The 22,906-nt window shown below is 60.0% G+C and carries 20 protein-coding genes; 13 read left to right on the forward strand and 7 right to left on the reverse strand.

The features are described 5' to 3' along the window. Window positions 1–141: 141 nt before the first annotated feature. Together KI231_RS06725 and ccoM are read left to right on the forward strand one after the other, a co-directional pair. Window positions 142–303, forward strand: a complete 162-nt coding sequence (locus KI231_RS06725; RefSeq protein WP_177431474.1) for a hypothetical protein — start codon at window positions 142–144, stop codon at window positions 301–303. Window positions 304–448: 145 nt separating this feature from the next. Then, window positions 449–565, forward strand: coding sequence for a cytochrome c oxidase subunit CcoM (ccoM, locus tag KI231_RS30135; RefSeq protein WP_007959205.1), 117 nt, complete (start codon window positions 449–451; stop codon window positions 563–565). A gap of 450 nt (window positions 566–1,015) precedes the next feature. Here the strand turns inward: ccoM and KI231_RS06730 are convergent, their stop codons facing one another. The 3 genes from KI231_RS06730 to KI231_RS06740 all read right to left on the reverse strand — a co-directional run bounded on the left by KI231_RS06730 (window position 1,016) and on the right by KI231_RS06740 (window position 3,771). Continuing rightward, window positions 1,016–1,411: a hypothetical protein gene (locus tag KI231_RS06730; protein WP_213027780.1), complete on the reverse strand. Its 396-nt coding sequence runs from the start codon at window positions 1,409–1,411 to the stop codon at window positions 1,016–1,018. Between the two features lie 310 nt (window positions 1,412–1,721). Continuing rightward, window positions 1,722–3,197, reverse strand: a complete 1,476-nt coding sequence (locus tag KI231_RS06735) for an inorganic phosphate transporter (RefSeq protein ID WP_103307050.1) — start codon at window positions 3,195–3,197, stop codon at window positions 1,722–1,724. A 373-nt stretch (window positions 3,198–3,570) separates the two neighbouring features. Further along, on the reverse strand, window positions 3,571–3,771 hold the full coding sequence (locus tag KI231_RS06740) for a hypothetical protein (protein ID WP_103307048.1): 201 nt from the start codon (window positions 3,769–3,771) through the stop codon (window positions 3,571–3,573). Between the two features lie 653 nt (window positions 3,772–4,424). Here KI231_RS06740 and pcaR point away from each other — a divergent pair. The 11 genes from pcaR (at window position 4,425) to pcaC (ending at window position 15,371) form a co-directional block, all read left to right on the forward strand. After that, the gene (gene pcaR / locus KI231_RS06745) at window positions 4,425–5,267 is read left to right on the forward strand and encodes a pca regulon transcriptional regulator PcaR (RefSeq protein WP_123465317.1); all 843 of its coding nucleotides are present in this window, start codon (window positions 4,425–4,427) and stop codon (window positions 5,265–5,267) included. 295 nt (window positions 5,268–5,562) lie between these two features. Next, window positions 5,563–6,909: a 4-hydroxybenzoate transporter PcaK gene (pcaK, locus tag KI231_RS06750; RefSeq protein WP_103307045.1), complete on the forward strand. Its 1,347-nt coding sequence runs from the start codon at window positions 5,563–5,565 to the stop codon at window positions 6,907–6,909. 199 nt (window positions 6,910–7,108) lie between these two features. Next, window positions 7,109–7,966, forward strand: coding sequence for a CoA transferase subunit A (locus tag KI231_RS06755; RefSeq protein ID WP_103307044.1), 858 nt, complete (start codon window positions 7,109–7,111; stop codon window positions 7,964–7,966). Beyond that, on the forward strand, window positions 7,963–8,745 hold the full coding sequence (locus KI231_RS06760) for a CoA-transferase subunit beta (protein ID WP_177431468.1): 783 nt from the start codon (window positions 7,963–7,965) through the stop codon (window positions 8,743–8,745). Before KI231_RS06755 ends, KI231_RS06760 begins: the two co-directional genes overlap by 4 nt. Then, window positions 8,742–9,947, forward strand: a complete 1,206-nt coding sequence (gene pcaF / locus KI231_RS06765; RefSeq protein WP_213027781.1) for a 3-oxoadipyl-CoA thiolase — start codon at window positions 8,742–8,744, stop codon at window positions 9,945–9,947. The genes KI231_RS06760 and pcaF overlap by 4 nt, the downstream gene beginning before the upstream one ends. Window positions 9,948–9,983: 36 nt before the next feature. After that, complete coding sequence (gene pcaH, locus KI231_RS06770) at window positions 9,984–10,688, forward strand: protocatechuate 3,4-dioxygenase subunit beta (protein WP_213027782.1); 705 nt, start codon at window positions 9,984–9,986, stop codon at window positions 10,686–10,688. A gap of 1 nt (window position 10,689) precedes the next feature. Beyond that, window positions 10,690–11,256 carry a protocatechuate 3,4-dioxygenase subunit alpha gene (gene pcaG, locus KI231_RS06775; RefSeq protein ID WP_213027783.1) on the forward strand — a complete coding sequence of 189 codons (567 nt, stop codon included), beginning with the start codon at window positions 10,690–10,692 and terminating at the stop codon, window positions 11,254–11,256. Window positions 11,257–11,443: 187 nt separating this feature from the next. Continuing rightward, window positions 11,444–12,739, forward strand: a complete 1,296-nt coding sequence (locus KI231_RS06780) for an MFS family transporter (protein ID WP_213027784.1) — start codon at window positions 11,444–11,446, stop codon at window positions 12,737–12,739. A gap of 46 nt (window positions 12,740–12,785) precedes the next feature. Further along, the gene (locus KI231_RS06785) at window positions 12,786–14,150 is read left to right on the forward strand and encodes a 3-carboxy-cis,cis-muconate cycloisomerase (RefSeq protein ID WP_213027785.1); all 1,365 of its coding nucleotides are present in this window, start codon (window positions 12,786–12,788) and stop codon (window positions 14,148–14,150) included. 11 nt (window positions 14,151–14,161) lie between these two features. Continuing rightward, entirely contained in the window at window positions 14,162–14,968 is an 807-nt protein-coding gene (pcaD, locus tag KI231_RS06790; RefSeq protein ID WP_213027786.1) for a 3-oxoadipate enol-lactonase, read from the forward strand. A 10-nt stretch (window positions 14,969–14,978) separates the two neighbouring features. After that, window positions 14,979–15,371 (forward strand): 4-carboxymuconolactone decarboxylase, encoded by a 393-nt coding sequence (pcaC, locus tag KI231_RS06795; protein WP_025110738.1) that lies wholly within the window; start codon window positions 14,979–14,981, stop codon window positions 15,369–15,371. A gap of 132 nt (window positions 15,372–15,503) precedes the next feature. On the opposite strand, the gene KI231_RS06800 is transcribed toward pcaC, so the two are convergent. The 4 genes from KI231_RS06800 to emhB all read right to left on the reverse strand — a co-directional run bounded on the left by KI231_RS06800 (window position 15,504) and on the right by emhB (window position 22,906). Next, the gene (locus KI231_RS06800; protein WP_213027787.1) at window positions 15,504–16,310 is read right to left on the reverse strand and encodes a methyltransferase domain-containing protein; all 807 of its coding nucleotides are present in this window, start codon (window positions 16,308–16,310) and stop codon (window positions 15,504–15,506) included. A 274-nt stretch (window positions 16,311–16,584) separates the two neighbouring features. Next, window positions 16,585–17,844, reverse strand: coding sequence for an OprD family porin (locus KI231_RS06805; RefSeq protein ID WP_213027788.1), 1,260 nt, complete (start codon window positions 17,842–17,844; stop codon window positions 16,585–16,587). 440 nt (window positions 17,845–18,284) lie between these two features. Next, entirely contained in the window at window positions 18,285–19,745 is a 1,461-nt protein-coding gene (emhC, locus tag KI231_RS06810) for an efflux RND transporter outer membrane subunit EmhC (RefSeq protein ID WP_213027789.1), read from the reverse strand. Then, entirely contained in the window at window positions 19,742–22,906 is a 3,165-nt protein-coding gene (gene emhB, locus KI231_RS06815; RefSeq protein ID WP_213027790.1) for an efflux RND transporter permease subunit EmhB, read from the reverse strand. The genes emhC and emhB overlap by 4 nt, the downstream gene beginning before the upstream one ends.

The raw sequence follows: 22,906 nt of genomic DNA on the forward strand, positions 1-22,906 counted from the left end.
GTGGAAATCCGGCAGCGGGTACATCAATTGTTGAAGGTGCGTTATGCCGATGGCTGTTCAGCGCTCGCGTCAGGCTGCATTATTGGCGCAGTCCTGCCTTTGACGCGGCAGTTGTGATTATTTCAAGCGATGCCTGTTGCCATGAGCCAAGACGACACACTGATTGACCTCAATGCCGAACGTGCCAAGCGCGTACACGACATCAAAGAGAAGCGCCTGAATGAAGTGCGCAATGCCTTCGAGCAGGCGATGCCGTTGGGAAAAGCCAAGAAAAAGTCGAAAAACAAACCGAAAAAGCGTTGATCTCCCCCTGCATCCGTTGATACAGGTCAGTTATTTTCCCGCCTTTATCTCTCTTCGTTGCTGGTATTGATCCCGGTCAATTTGTGCGCCTGTGTGTTTGGTAACTTAGTTCCATCGCAGCAGAGCAGGGGCCAGGAGGCCAGTCATGTTTTTCGATAACGTGGTGTTTGCCGGGGTGCTGACTGTTGGCCTCATGGTTCTGTTTTTTGCAGGGTTTGGATTTTTTATCTGGAAGGATGCGAACAAGCGCAAGAAGCCTTGATTTCCTTTCAGGTTTGATGAGCACGCAAGGCATTTTGGGCGACTTCGGTTGCCCTTTTTTTTTGCCTTGGCGGCCTGTGGGCCGACCATGCTTGGGGTGTTTTTTGTGAATATCCGTTGCTGCGGTAATGGCCGCCTAGGGTTCCGCCCTTACGGCGGGTCACTTTTTCCAGACGCCGAAAAAGTAACCAAAAAGGCTTTACCCTGACGTACGGCCCTCGCTGTGGCTCGGGTTCCTTCGCTGCGGGATCGATCCGGGGGGCATCGCCTCCGGTTTGCTTCGCTGCACCTCCTCTCGATGTGTTTGGCTGCGCCAAACGGTCGCTGCGCTCCCACCCCCGGATCAATCCCTCCGCTCAGCCTGCCGACGGGCGCTCTAGATCAAGATCGGTACTCGAGCTAACGCTCATTGTGTTGAGTGGGGCGGCATGCGCCGCGTGCGGGGGTGTACTCATTTTCTTGTGGGAGCTGGCTTGCCTGCAATGGCGGCCTGATAGCCGACCTGTTTATGTCGGTTGTACTCCACCCCTGTGGGAGCTTGCTTGCCAGTGATGGCGGCCTGATAGCCGACCTGTTTATGTCGGTTGTACTCCACCCCTGTGGGAGCTTGCTTGCCAGTGATGGCGGCCTGACAGCCGACCTGTTTATGTCGGTTGTACTCCACCCCTGTGGGAGCTGGCTTGCCAGTGATGGCGGCCTGACAGCCGACCAAGCTCTGGCGGGTGTACTCATGCCCTGTAGGCACTGCCGAAGGCTGCAATTTTTTGATCTGCTTTGGCTTTGGCTTTGGCTTTTGATCCTGCTCTTGATCTTCAGGCCCATCGGCAGGCCGAGCGGAGGTGTTCATCCGGGGTAGGCGCGCAGCGCCGTTTGGCGAAGCCAAACACATCGAGAGGAGGTGCAGCGAAGCAAACCGGAGGCGATGCCCCCGGATGGACACCGTAGCGAGGGAACACTGAGCCTAAGCGAAGTGCCGTACGTCCGGGAGCAGCCTTTTTGGTTACTTTTTCGGCGTCTGGAAAAAGTGACCCGCCGTAAGGGCGGAATCCCAAGCAGCCATCACCGCAGCAACGGATATGCCCCCAAACCCCAAACCCCCAAACACAAAAAAAGGCGCGATCCCTTCGAATCGCGCCTTTCTCATGTGCCGCTATCTATCAGCTACCCAAAGCCTTAGACGCCAGCCAGAACAACCCGGCCGACAGCGCAACAGTCGCCGGCAGGGTCAACACCCACGCCAACAAAATGGTGCGAACCGTACCACCCTGCAGGCCGCTCTTGTTGGCGACCATGGTCCCGGCCACGCCCGAAGACAGAACGTGAGTGGTCGACACCGGCAGGCTGAAGATGTTGGCCATACCGATCAAACTGGCAGTGGTGATCTGCGCCGACATGCCCTGAGAATAGGTCATGCCTTGCTTGCCGATCTTCTCACCGATGGTCAGTACCACGCGTTTCCAGCCAACCATGGTGCCCAGGCCCAGGGCCAGTGCGACCGCCAGAATCACCCAGAACGGGGCGTATTCGGTGGTGGTGGTCAGATCTTTGCGCAGTTTGTCCAGATCAGCCTTTTCACGGGCTTCCAGGCCTGGCAGCTTGCCAACTTTCTTCGCCGTGTCGTCCAGGCACAGCAGGTAGCGACGAACTTCTACGCGGCTTTCCGACGACAGCGAATGGTAGTCCGCTACACCTTTGAGGGTGTGGAGCAGGGCGCTGATGGTCGGTTCGGTCTGCTGCGGGTTGCAGCGGAATTTCTCCGGCAGGTCGCCTTCTACACTTTTACCCAGGGCCAGGAACTCGCCGAGGGAATCAGAGTTGCGCTGGTAGAACTGGCTCAGGTGCAGGGTCGCATCGCGGGTGCGTTCGATCTGGTAAGTCGTGCTGTTCAGGTCAAGTACGAACTGCGCAGGAACGATACCGATCAACACCAGCATGATCAGGCCGATGCCTTTCTGGCCATCGTTGGAGCCGTGCACGAAGCTCACGGCCATGGCCGAGATCACCAGGACCAGACGGTTCCAGAACGGCGGGTGCTTCTTGTCGTCGATCTTGCGGCGCTGTTCCGGTGTCTTGTGCATCTTCGACAGCGGGCGCCACCATTTCAGGCCGATCAGCACCAGTGCCGCGATCAGGAAGCCAGCCATCGGCGAGAACACCAGCGAAGCGCCAATGTCGATCGCTTTCTGCCAGTTCACGCCGTCGGCCAACGGGATATCGTTGATCAGGGCATTGGCCAGGCCGACACCGAGGATCGAACCGATCAAGGTGTGGGAACTCGACGCCGGGATACCGAAGTACCAGGTGCCCAGGTTCCAGGTGATCGCCGCCGCGAGCAACGAGAACACCATCGCCAGGCCATGGCCGGTGTTCACGTTGATCAGCAGTTCAACCGGCAGCAAGTGGACAATGGCATACGCCACGCCAACCCCGCCCAGCAGCACGCCGAGGAAATTGAACACACCGGAAAAGAACACCGCCAGGTGAGGCGGCATGGCTTTGGTGTAGATAACAGTGGCTACCGCGTTAGCGGTGTCATGAAATCCATTGATGAACTCGAAGGCGAGGACAAACGTCAGGGCGAGCAAGAGGCTCACAAGCACCCAAGCATCCAGTCCGCTGAATAAATCGATCATGAAGGTTTTCTGACCCGGTCGTAAGGGGGCGCGATTATGCCAGAAAAGTCTCGAAATCGATGCCCTACCTGCTCATCGGTAACATTCTTCTTCGATTTAATTTGTTGCAGCGCATTAAAACCAAGCGTCGCGCAGGGTTTTTCAAGTCATTGAATTACTTGGAAAAAGTCCTTCTAGCCCGTGAGTTTCGCAGGCACGTAAAGGGTTCAAACGCTTGTCTGAAATATCTGTGAAACCTGTCTGAATCGTCCCTGCAGCCTGCCGGCTGGGGAGATAGCCGCTGCCCGCGGGTAGCGGGCGCGCAAGGCTTCGTCGTTACACCGCGCTTGTAGCCGGTGCTGGCGCAAACCTTCAAAGAAGCAAAAACCGTGACTTATGGCTCTTCGGTTTTGAGTTCTTCTTCCATCTTTTTCAGTTCTTGCTGGAAAACCTGATCCTGAACAGTTGGTCGTTTCCGCCATGCCTTGCGTTCCGGTTCGGGTTGAGCGGCGTAGGTGGTGACTTCCCCGCCGTAAACATCCTTGTAACGTTGTTCCTGGCGCTCAAGTTCCGCGCGCAGTTCGTCTTTCGTCACAGTGCTACCTGTTTGAGTTGAGTTAAATGTCTGGCGAATCGCACGGCAACAAATCGATTGAGCGAACCCGCCGAGGCTCAATGCCAGAATGGACATTGGTGGTGTCGGCAGAACGTTCAAGACTTCCATGTTGCAGGCGGCTACGTCACCAGATTAAAACTGACGCAGCATCAGTTTCCAGTAATCAGCAAGCGTGCTGGCGGTGCATGAGTATGAGCGTCAGGCGCTGGCCGGGCTGACCGCGATGGACATCGCGGCAGCGGGTGGCGTCGTTATCAAGGAAAAAACGACAGACCACTGACTTGCATTATAGCGGTCGATTTGGAATTGACTATCTCTGCCAAGTTAAAAACGGTTCCGAATGTGTGATTGTTTTGTGACTCACAACTTTTAACAGAAGTTGTCGGTGGGGTGTTGCCTTGTTTGTCAGGTGATCAGTTTCTGGCGCCATTTAGTCGAACAACTATGCGCAGAGCCAATGATGCACCGAAGTTCAATCCTCACTAATAAGGCGCCCGAGCGGCCAGCCGGGAGCCATTGCGATAATCGGTCGGCGGTTCGATAATCGCCCAATCTTGGCGTCTCCACTCTTGTGCATCTTCCCGGGAGTCGCTTGTATAGCCATTGATCCGTGCCGGAACCAAGGACAAGAAATGAACGATCAAATGCGCAACTCCTTCACCTCAGTGGCGCCGCCGATTGTTGCCTCGCCGGCCAAACGGATCCAGGCGCTGACCGGTGATCCGGACTTCATGACCTCACTAGCCCGTGGTCTGGCGGTGGTGCAGGCCTTTCAGGAGCGAAAGCGTCATCTGACCATCGCCCAGATCAGCCACCGTACGGAAATTCCCCGGGCCGCCGTGCGCCGTTGCCTGCACACGTTGATCAAGCTCGGCTACGCCACGACTGACGGTCGTACCTACTCGTTGCTGCCGAAAGTGCTGACCCTCGGCCACGCCTATCTATCCTCGACACCGTTGGCCGTCTCCGCGCAGCCGTACCTCGACCGCATGAGCGAGCAACTGCACGAAGCCTGCAACATGGCCACGCTGGAAGGTGACGACATTCTGTATATCGCCCGTTCGGCAACCACCCAGCGACTGATTTCCGTGGATCTTTCGGTGGGCGGGCGCTTGCCGGCCTATTGCACGTCGATGGGGCGGATTCTGCTGGCAGCTTTGGACGACACGTCGCTGGGGGAATACCTCGACCACGCTGAACTGGTTGCCAAGACCAGCCGCACCCTGCACACGCCCGAGGCGTTGCTCGAATGCCTGCAAGAAGTGCGGCAACAAGGCTGGTGCATCGTCGATCAGGAACTGGAGCAAGGCCTGCGCTCGATTGCCGTGCCGGTCTACGATGCTTCCGGGCAAGTGGTTGCAGCACTGAACGTCAGTACTCACGCCGGTCGCGTCAGTCGTACCGAGCTGGAACAACGCTTCCTGCCGGGCCTGCTCAGCGCCAGCCGCGACCTTAGTGCGCAATTGTTCGCCTGATGAAGCTGTTCGATAAACGCACAGTGTTGCGTTTATCGAATTGACGCTAAAACCCTCGGATCATTAATGTCGCGACAGCGTCATCCGGCGCTGATTTGTATGAGCCCGCCGGATTGTCGACTCCCATAATAATGACAAGAGGCAACTCACCATGCGCATGCTCCCCGACTGTCTCCGCCCCATCCCCTGTTGCCGGGTTCAGCGCAACGCCTGATCCAGACCTTCTATTCTTGTGACCGTGCCGCTCTTTGGCCGGCCGCCGTTCGACTGCGTTTTTTTGCGTGGAATAAAAATAATGAACCAGCCTCAGTCCGCTGTGGGTAACTGCCTCGACGTGCAGACCTTCATCAATGCCCAACCAATCTCGCGCTATCAGTGGCGGGTGGTGATCCTGTGTTTCCTGATTGTTTTCCTAGATGGCCTCGACACCGCCGCGATGGGTTTCATTGCCCCGGCGCTGTCGCAGGACTGGGGCATCGACCGCGCCAGCCTCGGCCCGGTGATGAGTGCCGCGCTGATCGGCATGGTCTTCGGCGCGCTCGGTTCCGGGCCCTTGGCTGACCGTTTCGGGCGCAAAGTCGTATTGGTGGGGGCGGTGGTGCTGTTCGGTGCTTTCAGTCTGGCCTCGGCGTACAGCACCAATGTCGAGCAACTGCTGGTGCTGCGTTTCCTCACCGGCCTCGGTCTCGGCGCGGGGATGCCGAACGCGACGACACTGCTGTCGGAATACACCCCGGAGCGCAAGAAGTCGCTGCTGGTGACCAGCATGTTCTGTGGATTCAACCTCGGCATGGCCGGTGGTGGTTTTATTTCGGCGAAGCTGATTCCGGCGTTCGGCTGGCACAGTTTGTTGCTGATTGGTGGAATCCTGCCGCTGATCCTCGCCGTGGTGCTGCTGTTCTGGCTGCCGGAATCGGCGCGTTACCTGGTCGTGCGCAACCGCGGTACCGACAAAGTGCGCAAGACCCTCGCGCCGATTGACCCGGTCACCGTCGCTCAGGCTTCCAGCTTCAGCGTGCCGGAACAGAAAACCGTCAAGGCGCGCAATGTGTTTGCGGTGATCTTCTCGGGCACCTACAGCACCGGCACCTTGTTGCTGTGGCTGACCTATTTCATGGGCCTGGTGATTGTTTATCTGCTGACCAGTTGGCTGCCGACGCTGATGCGTGACAGCGGCGCAAGCATGGAGCAGGCCGCGTTCATTGGCGCGTTGTTCCAGTTTGGCGGGGTATTGAGCGCGGTCGCTGTGGGATGGGCGATGGACCGTTTCAATCCGCACAAGGTGATTGGCATTTTCTACCTGCTGGCGGGGGTGTTTGCCTACGCGGTGGGGCAGAGTCTGGGCAATATCACGCTGCTGGCGACCCTGGTGTTGGTGGCGGGGATGTGTGTGAACGGTGCGCAATCGGCAATGCCGTCGCTGGCAGCACGGTTTTATCCGACTCAGGGGCGAGCGACCGGGGTGTCGTGGATGCTCGGGATTGGTCGGTTCGGCGCGATTCTCGGGGCGTGGATGGGCGCGACGTTGTTGGGCCTGGGCTGGAATTTCGAGCAGGTGTTGACGGCGTTGGTGATTCCGGCGGCGTTAGCGACTACGGCGGTGGTGATCAAGGGCATGGTCAGTCATGCGGATGCCACCTGAATTTCAGCGCATGATCGTTCCCACGCGGAGCGTGGGAACGATCATTGTTAGGTTGATAACAATCTGTTCGATAAACGAACACTCAGTCGATTATCGGATTGTTTGGTGATTTTCAGCGGCTTAATCTGCAGTGACTCCGGCGCTGAACCTCGCGCCTTTTTATCACTGGCGATTCATTACAAAAACGGGAGCCCGCTCCATGGCTGAGATCCTTTCGCTGCACGACGCGGTGAAGCAATTCGTCAACGACGGCGACACCGTCGCGCTCGAAGGCTTCACTCACCTGATCCCTACGGCGGCAGGTCATGAAATCATTCGTCAGGGCAAGAAAGATCTGACCCTGGTGCGGATGACGCCTGACCTGATCTACGACCAACTGATCGGCGCCGGTTGCGCTCGCAAACTGATCTTCTCTTGGGGCGGCAATCCGGGTGTAGGTTCGCTGCACCGTCTGCGTGACGCGGTCGAGAAGCAATGGCCGCACCCGCTGGAAATCGAAGAACATTCCCACGCCGATCTGGCCAATGCCTACGTAGCTGGCGCTTCCGGCCTGCCGTTCGCGGTGCTGCGTGCCTACGCCGGCTCCGACCTGCCAAAGGTCAATCCGCTGATCAAAAGCGTCACCTGTCCATTCACCGGTGAAGTGCTGGCGGCCGTGCCGTCGGTGCGTCCGGACGTGACCGTGATCCACGCACAGAAAGCCGATCGCCAAGGCAACGTGCTGTTGTGGGGCATTCTCGGCGTGCAGAAAGAAGCGGCGCTGGCCGCCAAGCGCTGCATCGTCACCGTCGAGGAAATCGTCGACAACCTCAACGCGCCGATGAACGCCTGCGTACTGCCGACCTGGGCCTTGAGCGCGGTCTGCCATGTACCCGGCGGTGCGCATCCGTCCTACGCCCACGGTTACACCGAACGCGACAACCGTTTCTATCAGGCGTGGGACCCGATCGCCCGCGACCGTGAGACGTTTACCGCGTGGATCAACGAATACATCCATGGCTGCGCTGACTTCAGCGAGTTTCAGGCCAAGTTGGCCGCTGCTTCGGAGGCCAAATAATGACTTACTCCACCAATGAAATGATGACCGTCGCCGCAGCCCGTCGCCTGAAGAACGGTTCGGTGTGCTTCGTCGGCATCGGCCTGCCGTCGAAAGCTGCGAACCTGGCACGCCTGACGTCGTCGCCGGACGTAGTGTTGATCTACGAATCGGGCCCGATCGGCGCCAAGCCGAGCGTACTGCCGCTGTCCATCGGTGACGGCGAACTGGCGGAGACCGCCGACACTGTCGTCCCGACCGGTGAGATTTTTCGCTATTGGTTGCAGGGCGGACGCATCGACGTCGGTTTTCTCGGCGCCGCGCAGGTCGACCGTTTCGGCAACATCAACACCACCGTGGTCGGCGATTACCATGCGCCGAAAGTGCGTCTGCCGGGTGCCGGTGGCGCGCCGGAGATTGCCGGTTCGGCGAAAAGCGTGTTGATCATCCTTAAACAGTCGGCGCGTTCGTTTGTCGACAAGCTCGACTTCATCACCTCGGTCGGTCATGGCGAGGGCGGCGATTCGCGTAAACGTCTGGGCCTGCCGGGCGCCGGGCCGGTCGGGATCATCACCGATCTGTGCATCATGGAGCCGGAAGAAGGCACCCACGAATTTGTGGTCACCGCACTGCACCCAGGCGTGACCCGCGAGCAAGTGGTCGCCGCTACCGGTTGGGCGATCCGTTTTGCCGATGACGTAGCCACCACCGCTGAACCGACGGAAGTCGAGTTGACCGCACTGCGTGATCTCGAAGCGCGCACCGCTGCGGCCCATGGTCAGGCACCGGGAGAAGCATGATGCGTGACGTTTATATCTGCGACGCGATTCGTACCCCCATCGGCCGTTTCGGCGGTGGACTGTCTGCCGTTCGTGCCGATGATCTGGCCGCTGTGCCGATCAAGGCGCTGATGGAGCGCAATCCATCGGTGGACTGGAATGCAATCGACGAGGTGTTTCTCGGCTGCGCCAACCAGGCCGGCGAAGACAACCGCAACGTCGCACGCATGGCGCTGCTGCTGGCGGGTCTGCCGGACAGCGTGCCGGGCGTGACCCTCAATCGCCTCTGCGCTTCGGGAATGGACGCGATCGGCACCGCATTCCGTGCCATCGCCAGCGGCGAAATGGAGCTGGCGATTGCCGGCGGCGTCGAGTCGATGTCCCGCGCACCGTTCGTGATGGGCAAGGCTGACGCGGCGTTTTCGCGCAACATGAAACTGGAAGACACCACCATCGGCTGGCGTTTCATCAATCCGTTGATGAAGGCGCAATACGGCGTCGACGCGATGCCGCAGACCGCCGACAACGTCGCCGATGACTATGAAGTGTCCCGCGAGGATCAGGACGCTTTCGCCTTGCGCAGTCAGCAACGCACCGCTGCCGCGCAGGCCGCTGGCTACTTCGCCGAAGAAATCGTCGAAGTGCGCATCGCCCACAAAAAAGGCGAAACCGTGGTCAGCCAGGACGAACATCCACGTGCCGACACCACACTCGAAGCGCTGAGCAAACTGAAACCGGTCAACGGCCCGGACAAAACCGTCACCGCCGGCAATGCTTCCGGGGTTAATGACGGCGCCGCCGCGCTGATTCTCGCATCCGCCGAAGCGGTGAAAAAACACGGTCTGACCGCTCGCGCCAAAGTGCTCGGCATGGCCAGCGCCGGTGTCGCGCCACGGGTGATGGGCATCGGCCCGGTGCCGGCGGTGCGCAAACTTACCGAGCGTCTCGGTGTGGCGGTCAGCGATTTTGATGTGATCGAACTCAACGAAGCCTTCGCCAGCCAAGGCTTGGCAGTGCTGCGTGAACTGGGGCTGGCGGATGACGCGGCGCAGGTCAACCCGAATGGCGGCGCGATTGCTCTCGGTCACCCGTTGGGCATGAGCGGCGCGCGTCTGGTGCTGACCGCGCTGCATCAGCTGGAAAAGACCGGCGGCAAGAAAGGTCTGGCGACCATGTGCGTCGGTGTTGGCCAAGGTCTGGCCCTGGCCATCGAACGCGTCTGACGCAAGCCGTGACGAAAAAGAACAGAGGAAAGCGACATGTCTGACAAGCCTGGTTACCGTCGTCCGCAGGAAGGCACTCAGCCTGAGTACCTGCACCCGACGTATCAATCCACCAATCTGCGCTCGCCATCGAAGCCGTTGGTGTTTCTGCCGCATTCGTTGTCGGAGATCACCGGCCCGACCATCGGTGCCGAACGCGTCGCCGAGAAAGACAATGACCTGACCGCGCAGCACAGCGGCGAACCGTTGGGCGAGCGGATCATCATTCACGGCCGTGTGCTCGACGAAAACGGTCTGCCGGTGCCGGGGATTCTGGTGGAGATCTGGCAGGCCAACGCCGCCGGCCGCTACAACCACCAGCGCGACCTGCACGACGCGCCGCTGGACCCGAACTTCACTGGCACTGGCCGCACCGTGACCGACGCCGATGGCTGGTATCAGTTCCAGACCATCAAGCCCGGCGCCTATCCGTGGGGCAACCACCACAACGCGTGGCGCCCGGCGCACATTCATTTTTCGTTGTTCGGGCCGAGCATCCTTACTCGCTTGGTGACGCAGATGTACTTCCCCGGCGATCCGCTACTGGCCTACGACCCGATCTACAACTGCGTGCCGGACACTTCGGCCAAGGAACGCCTGATCGCCAGTTTCGATCTGGAAAAAACCATTCCGTCCTACGCCCTCGGTTACCGCTGGGACATCGTCTTGCGTGGCCGCGACGCCACGCCGATGGAGAAATAAGATGACCCTGACTGCCACCACGTCCCACACCGTCGGGCCGTACTACCACATCGGTCTGACCTGGCTGAACCGCGAAAACCTCGCGGTCGAACAAACCCTCGGCGAGCGCGTGGCGATCACCGGCCAAGTCGTTGACGGCAACGGCGATGTGGTCAACGACGCCATGCTCGAAGTCTGGCAGGCCAACGCCGCCGGCAAATATGACCACCCGGAAGATGAGCAGGCCAAGCCGCTGGACCCGCACTTCGAGGGGTTCGGTCGGGTACCGGTGGATGCCGAAGGGCGTTTCCGTTTCACCACGATCAAACCGGGCACGGTTGAAGGCCTGAAGGGCTCGACCCAGGCGCCGCACTTGGTGGTGTTGGTGTTTGCGCGGGGTTTGGTGAAGCATTTGCTGACGCGGATTTACTTTGAAGGGGAGCCGGCGAACGTGAATGATCCGTTGCTGGAGTGTGTGCCGGCCGAGCGCCGCGCGACCTTGCTGGCGAAGCCGGATGCGGCGGGGGTGTATCAGTGGAATGTGATTTTGCAGGGCACTGACGCAGAGACGGTGTTCTTCGATTATTGATCGCTGCCTACTGATCGTTCCCACGCTCTGCGTGGGAATGCCGCCATGGACGCTCTGCGTCCAGTGTGACGCGGAGCGTCACGGGATGCGTTACCACGCAGAGCGTGGGAACGATCAATACAGGATGTGGAACGGGACTGTTGCAAAGTATGTCTAGACTCTCACTGTCCCTATCGAGTGAAAAACAATGACAACCATCACCTCCCATTACACCGGCGAAGAGCGCAGCAAGCGCATCTTCGCCATTGTCGGCGCTTCGTCCGGCAACCTCGTCGAATGGTTCGACTTCTACGTCTACGCCTTTTGCGCGATCTATTTCGCCCCGGCGTTTTTCCCTTCCGATAACCCGACGGTGCAACTGGTCAACACCGCAGGCGTGTTCGCCGCCGGCTTCCTGATGCGCCCGATTGGTGGCTGGATTTTCGGGCGTCTGGCAGACAAGAAGGGCCGCAAGACCTCGATGATGATTTCGGTGCTGATGATGTGCTTCGGTTCGTTGCTCATCGCCTGCTTGCCGACCTACAACACCATCGGTGTCTGGGCGCCGTTGTTGTTGCTGTTTGCACGTCTGCTGCAAGGCCTGTCGGTCGGCGGTGAATATGGCACCACCGCGACTTACATGAGTGAAGTCGCGCTCAAGGGCCAGCGCGGTTTTTTCGCCTCGTTCCAGTACGTGACGCTGATTGGCGGGCAACTGCTGGCGGTATTGCTGGTGGTGATCCTGCAACAGTTCCTCAGCGAAGACGAACTGCGTGCCTACGGCTGGCGGATTCCGTTTGTGGTCGGTGCGGTCGCGGCGGTGATCTCGCTGTTCCTGCGCCGTTCGTTGAAAGAAACCACCAGCAAGGAAATGCGCGAGAACAAGGACGCCGGCAGCATTCGTGCGTTGTTCCGTGACCACAAAGCCGCGTTCATCACCGTGCTCGGCTACACCGCTGGTGGCTCGCTGATTTTCTATACCTTCACCACCTACATGCAGAAATATCTGGTGAACACCGCCGGCATGCACGCCAAGACCGCCAGCTACATCATGACCGGCGCGCTCTTCCTTTATATGTGCATGCAGCCGCTGTTCGGCATGCTCGCCGACAAGATCGGTCGACGTAACTCGATGCTCTGGTTCGGCGCGCTCGGTACGCTGTTTACCGTGCCAATCCTGTTGAGCCTGAAAAGCGTCAGCAGTCCGATCCTGGCCTTTGTGCTGATCACCGTGGCGCTGGCCATCGTCAGTTTCTACACCTCGATCAGCGGTCTGGTGAAAGCCGAAATGTTCCCGCCGGAAGTCCGCGCCCTCGGCGTCGGTCTGGCCTATGCCGTGGCCAACGCGATCTTTGGCGGTTCGGCAGAATATGTGGCCCTGAGCCTGAAAGCCGGGGGCATGGAAAACGCCTTCTACTGGTACGTCACGGTGATGATGGCCGTCGCGTTCCTGTTCAGTTTGCGCTTGCCGAAACAGGCGGCGTATTTGCACCACGATCTCTAAACCGATGCGCGCGGGCCGTCATGGCCCGCGCCGGCAAGGACTGTTTATGACTCAGCGACCGGGCAATCAATTGTTCGATGCCTACTTCACTGCCCGCGATATGCGCGACGTGTTCTGCGATCAGGGCCGCGTGCAGGCGATGCTCGACTTCGAAGCGGCGCTGGCCCGGGCCGAGGCGCGGGTCGGGGTGATCCCGTCACACGCGGTGGCGCCTATTGAAAATGCCTGCCGCGCCGGTTTGTATGACTTCGCCGCGTTGGGCGAGGCGATTGCCACGGCGGGCAATTCGGCGATTCCACTGGTCAAGGCCCTGGGCAAGCAGATCGCCGCCACGGATGCCGAGGCCGAGCGCTATGTGCATCTGGGCGCGACCAGTCAGGACGTGATGGATACCGGGCTGGTCCTGCAATTGCGTCAGGCGCTGCAACTGATCGAAAACGATCTGGCACAACTGGCCGATGCTCTTGCGACTCAGGCCCAACGTCACGCCGCGACCCCGTTGGCCGGCCGTACCTGGCTGCAACACGCAACCCCGGTGACTCTCGGCATGAAAATCGCCGGTTGGCTTGGCGCAGTGACTCGCAGCCGTCAGCGTCTGCGCGAACTCAAGCCGCGCCTGCTGGTGCTGCAATTCGGCGGCGCGTCCGGAACCCTCGCGGCGCTTGGCAAGCAGGCGTTGCCGATTGCCGAAGCCTTGGCGCAAGAACTGCAACTGACCTTGCCGGAACAACCGTGGCACACCCAGCGTGATCGCATCGTTGAGTTCGGCGCGGTGCTCGGTTTGATCGCCGGCAGCCTCGGCAAACTCGGCCGCGACGTCAGCCTGTTGATGCAGACCGAGGCGGCGGAAGTCTTTGAACCGTCGGCGCCGGGCAAGGGCGGTTCTTCGACCATGCCGCACAAACGCAACCCGGTCGGCGCGGCGGTGCTGATCGGCGCGGCAGCGCGAGTGCCGGGGCTGGTGTCGACGCTGTTCAGCGCGATGCCGCAGGAGCACGAACGCAGCCTCGGTCTGTGGCATGCCGAATGGGAAACCTTGCCGGAGATTTGCTGCGTCGTCTCGGGGTCGCTGCAGCAGGCGCGCCTGCTGGCTGATGGCCTGGAAGTCGATGCCGCACGCATGGCACGCAATCTCCAATTGACCCAAGGGCTGGTGCTGGCCGAAGCGGTGAGCATCGTCCTCGCGCAACGGGTCGGCCGCGATACCGCGCATCACCTGCTCGAACAATGCTGCAAGCGCGCGGTGGCCGAGCAACGCCACTTGCGCGCAGTTCTCGGTGATGAGCCGGCGGTCACCGCCGAACTGAGCAGCGCCGAACTGGATCATCTGTTGAATCCCGCCCATTACCTCGGTCAGGCGCAAGTCTGGGTCGAGCGTGCGGTGGCCGAACATCACGCATTGTCTGTCTGAAGGAGAGGGCTGTGGCTTTCGTTCAACTCGCCGATGGCGAACTGCACTATCAAATTCAAGGGCCTCAGATTGAAGGCCCGGTCGATGCGCCGGTGCTGGTGCTGTCCAACTCGCTGGGCACCGACCTGCACATGTGGGACGCGCAGATGCCGGCGTTCACCGAAAATTTTCGTGTGCTGCGTTTCGACACCCGTGGGCACGGTCAATCGTTGGTGACGCCGGGGCCGTACAGCATCGAGCAACTGGGCCATGACGTCCTCGGGCTGCTGGATGCGCTGCACATCGAGCGCGCGCATTTCTGCGGATTGTCGATGGGCGGATTGATCGGCCAGTGGCTGGGTATCAATGCCGGGCATCGCCTGCACAAACTGATCGTCTGCAACACGGCGGCAAAAATCGGCGATCCGTCAGTGTGGAATCCACGCATCGAAACCGTGCTGCGCGACGGTCCGGCGGCAATGGTTGCCCTGCGTGATGCCTCGATTGCCCGTTGGTTTACCCCGGACTTCTCGGCGGCTCATCCGGCGGCGGCCAAGCAGATCACCGACATGCTCGCCGCGACCTCGCCTGAAGGTTACGCGGCCAATTGCGCGGCGGTACGCGATGCCGATTTCCGTGATCAACTGGCTTCGATCAACGTGCCGTTGCTGGTGATTGCCGGCAGCGAAGACGCGGTCACGCCGCCGTCCGGCGGGCATTTCATTCAGGAGCATGTACGCGGCGCCGAGTATGCCGAGTTCTATGCGGCGCATCTTTCCAACGTGCAGGCCGGCGCCGATTTCAGTGATCGTGTGTTGGCGTTTCTGAACGCTTCATAAGGGGATTTCTGTGGACGAGAAACAACGTTACGACGACGGCATGCAGGTGCGCCGCGCAGTGTTGGGCGATGCCCACGTCGATCGCAGCCTGACCACGCTCACCGAGTTCAATAGCGAATTTCAGGAGATGATCACCCGTCACGCCTGGGGCGATATCTGGACCCGCCCGGGTTTGCCTCGGCACACCCGTAGCCTGATCACCATTGCCATGCTGATTGGCATGAACCGTGAGGGCGAACTGAAACTGCACCTGCGCGCGGCCGCCAATAACGGCGTGAGCCGTGGCGAGATCAAGGAAGTGATCATGCAGAGTGCGATTTATTGCGGGATTCCGGCGGCGAATGCGACGTTTCATCTGGCGGAATCGGTGTGGGATGAGCTGGGTGTCGAATCCCGGGAATAGGTGTTGTCCGGGCTGACGCCATCGCTGGCAAGCCAGCTCCCACAGTGTTCTCGGGTGTACCCAAAATTTGTGAACAACCCAAAAACCTGTGGGAGCTGGCTTGCCAGCGATGGCGGTAGTCGCCGTAATGCATCACACCGTGGCCACAATGAATATCCGCTTGAACGCAAACAACGTATGCCCATCCGCCTCTTGCGGATAATGCTCATGCACCCGCATCAGGTAGTGATAGATAAATCGCGACTGCTCCTCTGAATTCAGCGCCTGCATCACCGGGCGCAACGCCGACACCTTGACCCAGTCATACACCGGCGACTTCCCGTCGACCACCTGCAATTGCTCGGTCTCCCAGATATCCAGCGATTCGGTCAACGGCGCGAGCAGGCGATAGTAATCCTCCAGCGCCAACAGCGGCCGCGCCGCCATGCGTTGGCGCAATTGCGGCGAACCCAGCGGTGTGCCGCCGGGGCCGGCATCGTCCAGCGTGTCGAGCATCAGCCGATACCACAACGCATCGCGCCAGTCCGGCATGTGCGCCGCCAGGCAGCCGCCGCGATTGAGCTGGCCGAGCAAGCGCGGCAGCAAGGTGTCGTGGTCGCCGATGAAATGCAGCACGGCCGCCGCGAGCAATAGATCCGCCGGTTGTTCAGGCTGCCATTCGAGCAGATCGCAGTGTTTCCACGATGCGTGAATCGGCAGGCAGCGGGCTTCATCAAGCATTTGTCGCGAGCTGTCGACGCCCTGCAGCTGTGCACGCGGCCAGCGCTGGGCCAACAACTGCGTGGCAATACCGGTGCCGCAGCCGAGGTCATAAATATGTTTGGGGTTGTGCAGTTCGACACGGTCGAGCAATTCATTGACCGGGCGTTGCCTGAGACGGGAAAACTGCTGGTACGCCTTGGCGTCCCAGTCGGGAGCTACATTGAGTCGGGTGATCATGAGGGGGTCCTCTGGTGATCAGCATTGTCTTCCGATGACAGCCTGGCTCAAGTCTTGGGGACCAACATCAACAGATAACGGAAGTGGGAGAGGTCGTACGCCTGAGTCCTTCAGGTTTTTTCAACTCTACCCGACGTCGAACAAAGTGCCAGCGCTCCTGACGGATGGCTCGCTGATATCACCTTTTATGCAGGAACTGCCGCAGGCTGCGATCTTTCGGTCTTAAAAACAAAATCAAAAGATCGCAGCCTGCGGCAGCTCCAGGGGATTGAGGTTAGAGCAGGCTGATCGGGTAGCTGATGATCAGGCGGTTCTCATCGAACTCGTTGTTGCTGAAGTCCCGGCGCATGGTCGAGTTGCGCCATCTGACGTTGAGGTCCTTGAGCGTGCCGCTCTGCACGGTGTAACCCAGTTCTGATTCGCGGCCCCATTCCTTGCCATCGGTGATGGTGCCGGTGTGCACGTTGTCGCCGCTGATGTAGCGGTTCATCAGGGTCAGACCGGGGATGCCAAGTGCGGCAAAGTTGTAGTCGTGGCGTACCTGCCAGGAGCGTTCCTGTGCGTTGTCATAACTTGAGTTGTAACTGTCGTTGGCCAAGGTGCCGCCGCTGGTGCCGTTGACGCGCATCCACGCGCTGTCGCCTGTGAGCTTTTGCAGGCCGACGTAGAAGGTGTTGCCGCCGTATCGGGCCGAGAACATGCCGGACCAGGTCTTGTTATCGAGATCACCGGCGCGGGCGCTGCCGTCGTCCTTGCCGTAGAAGAAACCGAGGTTGGCGCCCAGTGTCCAGTCACCGAGTGGCTGGCTGTGGACCAAGTTGACGTATTGCTGGCTGTAAATGTCCTTGAGCTCGGCATTCCACACACCGATCTGCGTACGTTTTTCGTTGAAAACGTATTCACCGCCCTGAAAGTTGAAGCGATCGGAGGTGAACGCGGCTTTGCCGAACATCGACATGTCGCTCATGCTGCTGTCGTCGCGCGGGCTGTTGGCGCGGAACTGGCCGCCGTAGAGGGTCAGGCCGTCGATTTCCCTGGAGGTGATCTGGCCGCCACGAAAGGTTTGCGGCAGCGAGCGGCCGTCATCCGAACGCAGGATCGGCAGCACCGGCATCCATTCGCCAACCTTCACTTCGGTCTGCGACAGCTTCGCCTTGAAAGCGACGTTGGTACGACCGAAGTTGTCCGCCGGGCGACCGTCGTGATCCAGCGGCAACAACTGCGAGCCGCCGGTGCCTTTGCCGCCGTCGAGCTTCACCGAATACAGGCCGAGCACGTCCATGCCGAAACCGACGGTGCCTTGGGTGAAACCGGATTTGGCGTCGAGGATGAAGTTCTGCGTCCACTCTTCAGCTTTGCCCTGGGCTTTGGTCGGGTTGGTGAAGTTGCGGTTGATGTAGAAGTTGCGCAGGTTGAGATTGACCTTGGCCCCTTCGATAAAACCGCCTTCTTCAGCGGCAGCGGGCAGGGCAGCGCCAGCGAGGGCCAGGGCGATCAGGCCGGGGAATGCGTACGGCGCAGTGGGATGTGTCATCGCAGGATCTCTTTGTTATTTTTTTGGGTCGAACGAGTCCCGTTGCCGCCGTTTGCGGGGCAGACAGGGTTATGCAGATTCGGGACGAGGCGGCAGAGATCAGCCGGACAGGGCAGGGCGCGGGGGCATGGTGTCGAACCTGTTGTTATTGGTTTTGTGGGACGAATGGTGCGGGGCGCGCAGGCGTGGTTTCAATCGGAGAAAGCGGGTTCTGGGCGATTATCGAACCAAGATTGATGATGATTTTGCGGCGGCTGTGCGGGCCTCATCGCTGGCAAGCCAGCTCCCACAGTGATCTGGCTGGATGCAGAAATTGAGAACACCACAAAACCTGTGGGAGCTGGCTTGCCAGCGATGGGGCCAGTTCAGGCAATACAACTTTATGGCAGGCAACAAAAAGCCCACCAATCGGTGGGCTCCTTGTGTTCACCTGATGATGATCAGAACAGCTTCATCTTCGGCGCTTCTTCTTTTAGCGGTTCGTTCTGCGCGGTTTGCGCATTCCAGCCACCGCCCAGGGCCTTGTACAGGTTGACCGCACTGGTCAGCTGCGCGAGGCGGTCGGTGATCAGCGCCTGTTGCGCGCTGAACAACTGACGCTGGGCATCGAGGAAGGTCAGGTTGCTGTCGACGCCGATGCGGTAACGACGTTCGGCCAGGCGGTAGTAATCCTGGTTGGCCTGAACGAAATCACGCTGCGCTTGCAACTGCTCGGTGTAGGTCTGGCGTGCGGCCAGGCCATCGGCGACTTCCTGGAAGCTGGTTTGAATTGCCTTTTCGTAGTTCGCCACGCCAATGTCCTTCTGGATCTTGGCGTAGTCGAGGCTGGCGCGCAGGCTGCCGGCGTTGAAGATCGGCAGGTTGATCTGCGGCTGGAACAGCCACGTCCCCGAACCACCCTTGAACAGACCGGACAGGTCCGGGCTCAGGCTGCCCGCGTTGGCGGTCAGGCTGATGCTCGGGAAGAACGCGGCACGGGCGGCGCCGATGTTGGCGTTGGCGGCCTTCAGGTTGTACTCGGCCTGGAGGATGTCCGGACGACGTTGCAGCAGGTCCGAAGGCAGACCGGCCGGTACGTCGCTGAGCAGATCATCCGACAGCGGTTTGGCCGCTTGCAGGTTGGCCGGGATGCCGGTGCCGAGCAGCAGGGTCAGGCTGTTTTCGTCTTGCGCCACCTGGCGGGTGTACTTGGCCAGTTGTGCACGGGCGTTTTCCACCGAGGTACGCGACTGCGCCAGATCCAGCGCCGAGGCGACACCGACTTCGTTGCTGCGGCTGGTCAGCTTGTAGCTTTCTTCGAAGGCACCGAGGGTGTCTTGCGTCAGCTTCAGCAGTTCCTTGTCGGCTTGCCAAGTCAGGTAAGCATTGGCGACGCTGGCGACCAGGCTGATCTGGGTGCTGCGGCGCGCTTCTTCAGTGGCGAAGTATTGTTGCAGCGCTTGTTCGCTCAGGCTGCGAACCCGACCGAACAGGTCGAGTTCGTAGGCACTGACGCCGACCGTGGCGGAGTAGGAACTGCTGATCATCGACTCGCCGGTCTGCGACGCACGCGCCGGCAGACGCTGACGACTGCCGCTGCCATTGGCCGAAACCGCCGGGAACAGGTCGGCGCGCTGGATGCGGTACTGAGCCGCATAAGCGTCGATGTTCAGTGCCGCGACACGCAGGTCGCGGTTGTTTTCCAGCGAGACCTGGATCAGCTGTTGCAGGGCCGGGTCATGGAAAAACTGCTTCCAGCCCTGCTCGGCAGCGGCTTGCGCCGGTGCCTGGGCCGGCGAATACGCCGGGCCCTGCGGGTACTGGCCTGCGACCGGAGCCTCAGGCTGCTGATAATCAGGTATCAGCGAGCAACCGCTCAGCACGAAGGCGGCGACTGCGAGGGAGAGTAGCGACTTGCTCATTGGCCAGCCTCTTTAGGAGTTTCTTTAGTTTCATCCTGGTCGGCGTTTTTACGCTGGCCCATGGACGAAACCGTGACGAAGAACAGTGGGACCCAGAAGATCGCCAGGATCGTGGCGGTGATCATACCGCCGATTACCACCGTACCGATGGCGTGTTGGCTACCTGAGCCCGCGCCGGTGGAAATTGCCAGCGGTACCACACCGAGGATAAACGCCAGCGAGGTCATGATGATCGGACGCAGACGCATGCGGCAAGCCTCGATAGCTGCGTCACGCAGGCTGGCGCCCTGTTCGTGCAGCTCCTTGGCGAACTCGACGATCAGAATGGCGTTTTTCGCCGCCAGACCGATGGTCGTCAACAGACCCACCAGGAAGTACACGTCGTTGGACAGACCGCGCAGACTGGTCGCCAGTAAGGCACCAATGATCCCCAACGGCACCACGAGTACGACAGCAATCGGAATCGACCAGCTCTCATACAGTGCCGCCAGACACAGGAATACCATCAGCAACGACAGCGCGAACAGGGCCGGGGCTTGCGAACCTGCCAGACGCTCTTCATAGGACAGACCGGTCCAGGAGATACCGACACCTTTTGGCAGTTTCGCCGCGATGGCTTCGACTTCAGCCATGGCTTCACCCGTGGAGTAACCCGGAGCCGGAGCACCGAGGATTTCCACCGCCTCTACGCCGTTATAGCGTGAGAGCTTGGGCGAGCCGTAGATCCACTCGCCCTTGGCGAACGCCGAGAACGGAACCATGGTGCCGCTGGCGTTGCGTACGTACCACTTCTTCAGATCTTCCGGGTTCATGCGCGAATCCGGCTGGCCTTGCACGTACACCTTTTTCACCCGACCGCGGTCGATGAAGTCGTTGACGTAGCTACTGCCCAAGGCAATCGACAAGGTGTTGTTGATGTCGCTGATGGTAACGCCGAGGGCACTGGCCTTCTCGTCATCGATTTCGAGCTGGAACTGCGGCTCGTCGTTCAGACCATTCGGACGCACCTGCGACAGCACCTTGCTCTGCGCCGCCATGCCGAGGAACTGGTTGCGTGCTTCCATCAACTTTTCGTGACCAATACCGGCGCGGTCTTGCAGGAACACGTCGAAACCGGTGGCGTTACCCAATTCCAGTACCGCCGGCGGGGCGAAGGCGAACACCATCGCATCACGGAAGGTAAAGAAGTGCTGCTGGGCGCGAGCGGCCAGTTTGAACACGCTGTTGTCGGCGTCACGTTCGTGCCATGGCTTGAGCATGATGAACGCCATACCCGAGCTTTGACCACGGCCGGCGAAGTTGAAGCCGGTTACAGTGAACACCGATGCTACCGTGTCACCTTCACCGCCATCCTTGGTCGGCCGCAGCAGGTACTCACGCATTTCATCCACGACCACCTGAGTGCGCTGGGCACTTGAGCCGGCCGGGGTCTGCACTTGAGCGAACAGTACGCCCTGATCTTCTTCCGGCAGGAAGGACGAAGGAATACGCATGAACAGCCAGATCATGCCGATCAGAATCAGCGCGTAGGCCAGTAAATACGGGACCTTTTGACGCAGGATGTTACCGACGCCGCGCTCGTAGCTTTTGACGCTACGGTCGAAGTTGCGGTTGAACCAGCCGAAGAAGCCTTTTTTCGGCGTGCCATGCTCACCATGAGGAATCGGTTTGAGCATGGTCGCGCAGAGCGCCGGAGTGAAGATCAGAGCTACCAGCACCGACAGGGCCATGGCCGAGACGATGGTGATCGAAAACTGCTTGTAGATCACGCCGGTCGAGCCACCAAAGAACGCCATCGGCAGCAGTACTGCCGACAGTACCAGGGCGATACCGACCAGTGCGCCCTGGATCTGGCCCATGGACTTTTTGGTCGCTTCCTTCGGAGACAGCCCTTCCTCAGCCATCACCCGTTCGACGTTTTCCACCACGACGATGGCATCGTCCACCAGCAAGCCGATGGCCAGCACCATACCGAACATGGTCAGGGTGTTGATGCTGAAACCGGCGGCGGCGAGGATGCCGAACGTACCGAGCAATACCACCGGCACGGTCATCGTGGTGATGACGGTGGCGCGGAAGTTCTGCAGGAACAGGAACATCACCAGGAATACCAGCACGATCGCTTCGACCAGGGTTTCAACCACACCCTTGATCGACTCGGTCACCACTGGAGTGGTGTCGTACGGGAATACCACTTCCATCCCTTGCGGGAAGAATGGCTTGAGGCTGTCGATGGTGGTGCGCAGGGCCTTGGCCGTGTCCAGGGCGTTGGCGCCGTTGGCCAGTTTCACTGCCAGACCGGAAGCCGGGCTGCCGTTGAACTGGGCGCTGATCGCGTAGTTTTCACCACCCAGGCCAACGTCGGCGACGTCTTTCAAGCGAACCTGCGAGCCGTCCTTGTTGACCTTGAGCAGGATTTCCTTGAACTGCTCGGCGGTTTGCAGACGGGTCTTGCCGATGATCGTCGCGTTCAGTTGCTGACCTTGCACGGCCGGCAAGCCGCCGAGCTGACCTGACGAGACCTGGACGTTCTGCGCCGCAATGGCGGTTTTCACGTCGACCGGGGTCAGGTTGAAGTTGTTCAACTTGGCCGGGTCGAGCCAGATACGCATCGCGTACTGGGCACCGAAGACCTGGAAGTCACCGACACCGGCGGTGCGCGAGATCGGGTCTTGCATGTTCGACACGATGTAGTTGGACAGGTCGTCCTTGGACATGCTGCCGTCACGTGACACAACGCCGATCACCAGCAGGAAGTTCTTCACTGCCTTGGTCACACGGATACCTTGTTGCTGCACTTCCTGCGGCAACAGCGGGGTCGCCAGGTTCAGCTTGTTCTGAACCTGTACCTGTGCGGTGTCGGAGTTGGTGCCTTGCTCGAAGGTCGCGGTGATGGTCATGCTGCCGTCGGAGTTACTTTCCGACGATACATAACGCAGGTTGTCGATACCGTTGAGCTGCTGCTCGATCACTTGGACCACGGTGTCCTGCACGGTTTGCGCCGAAGCACCCGGGTAGGTCACGGAGATTGCAATGGCCGGTGGCGCAATGCTCGGGTACTGGTTGATCGGCAACTTGAGGATCGATAGTGCCCCGACCAGCATGATCACCAGGGCAATTACCCAGGCGAAAATCGGACGGTCGATGAAGAATTTTGACAT

Source organism: Pseudomonas sp. Seg1 (assembly GCF_018326005.1).
Classification (GTDB): domain Bacteria; phylum Pseudomonadota; class Gammaproteobacteria; order Pseudomonadales; family Pseudomonadaceae; genus Aquipseudomonas.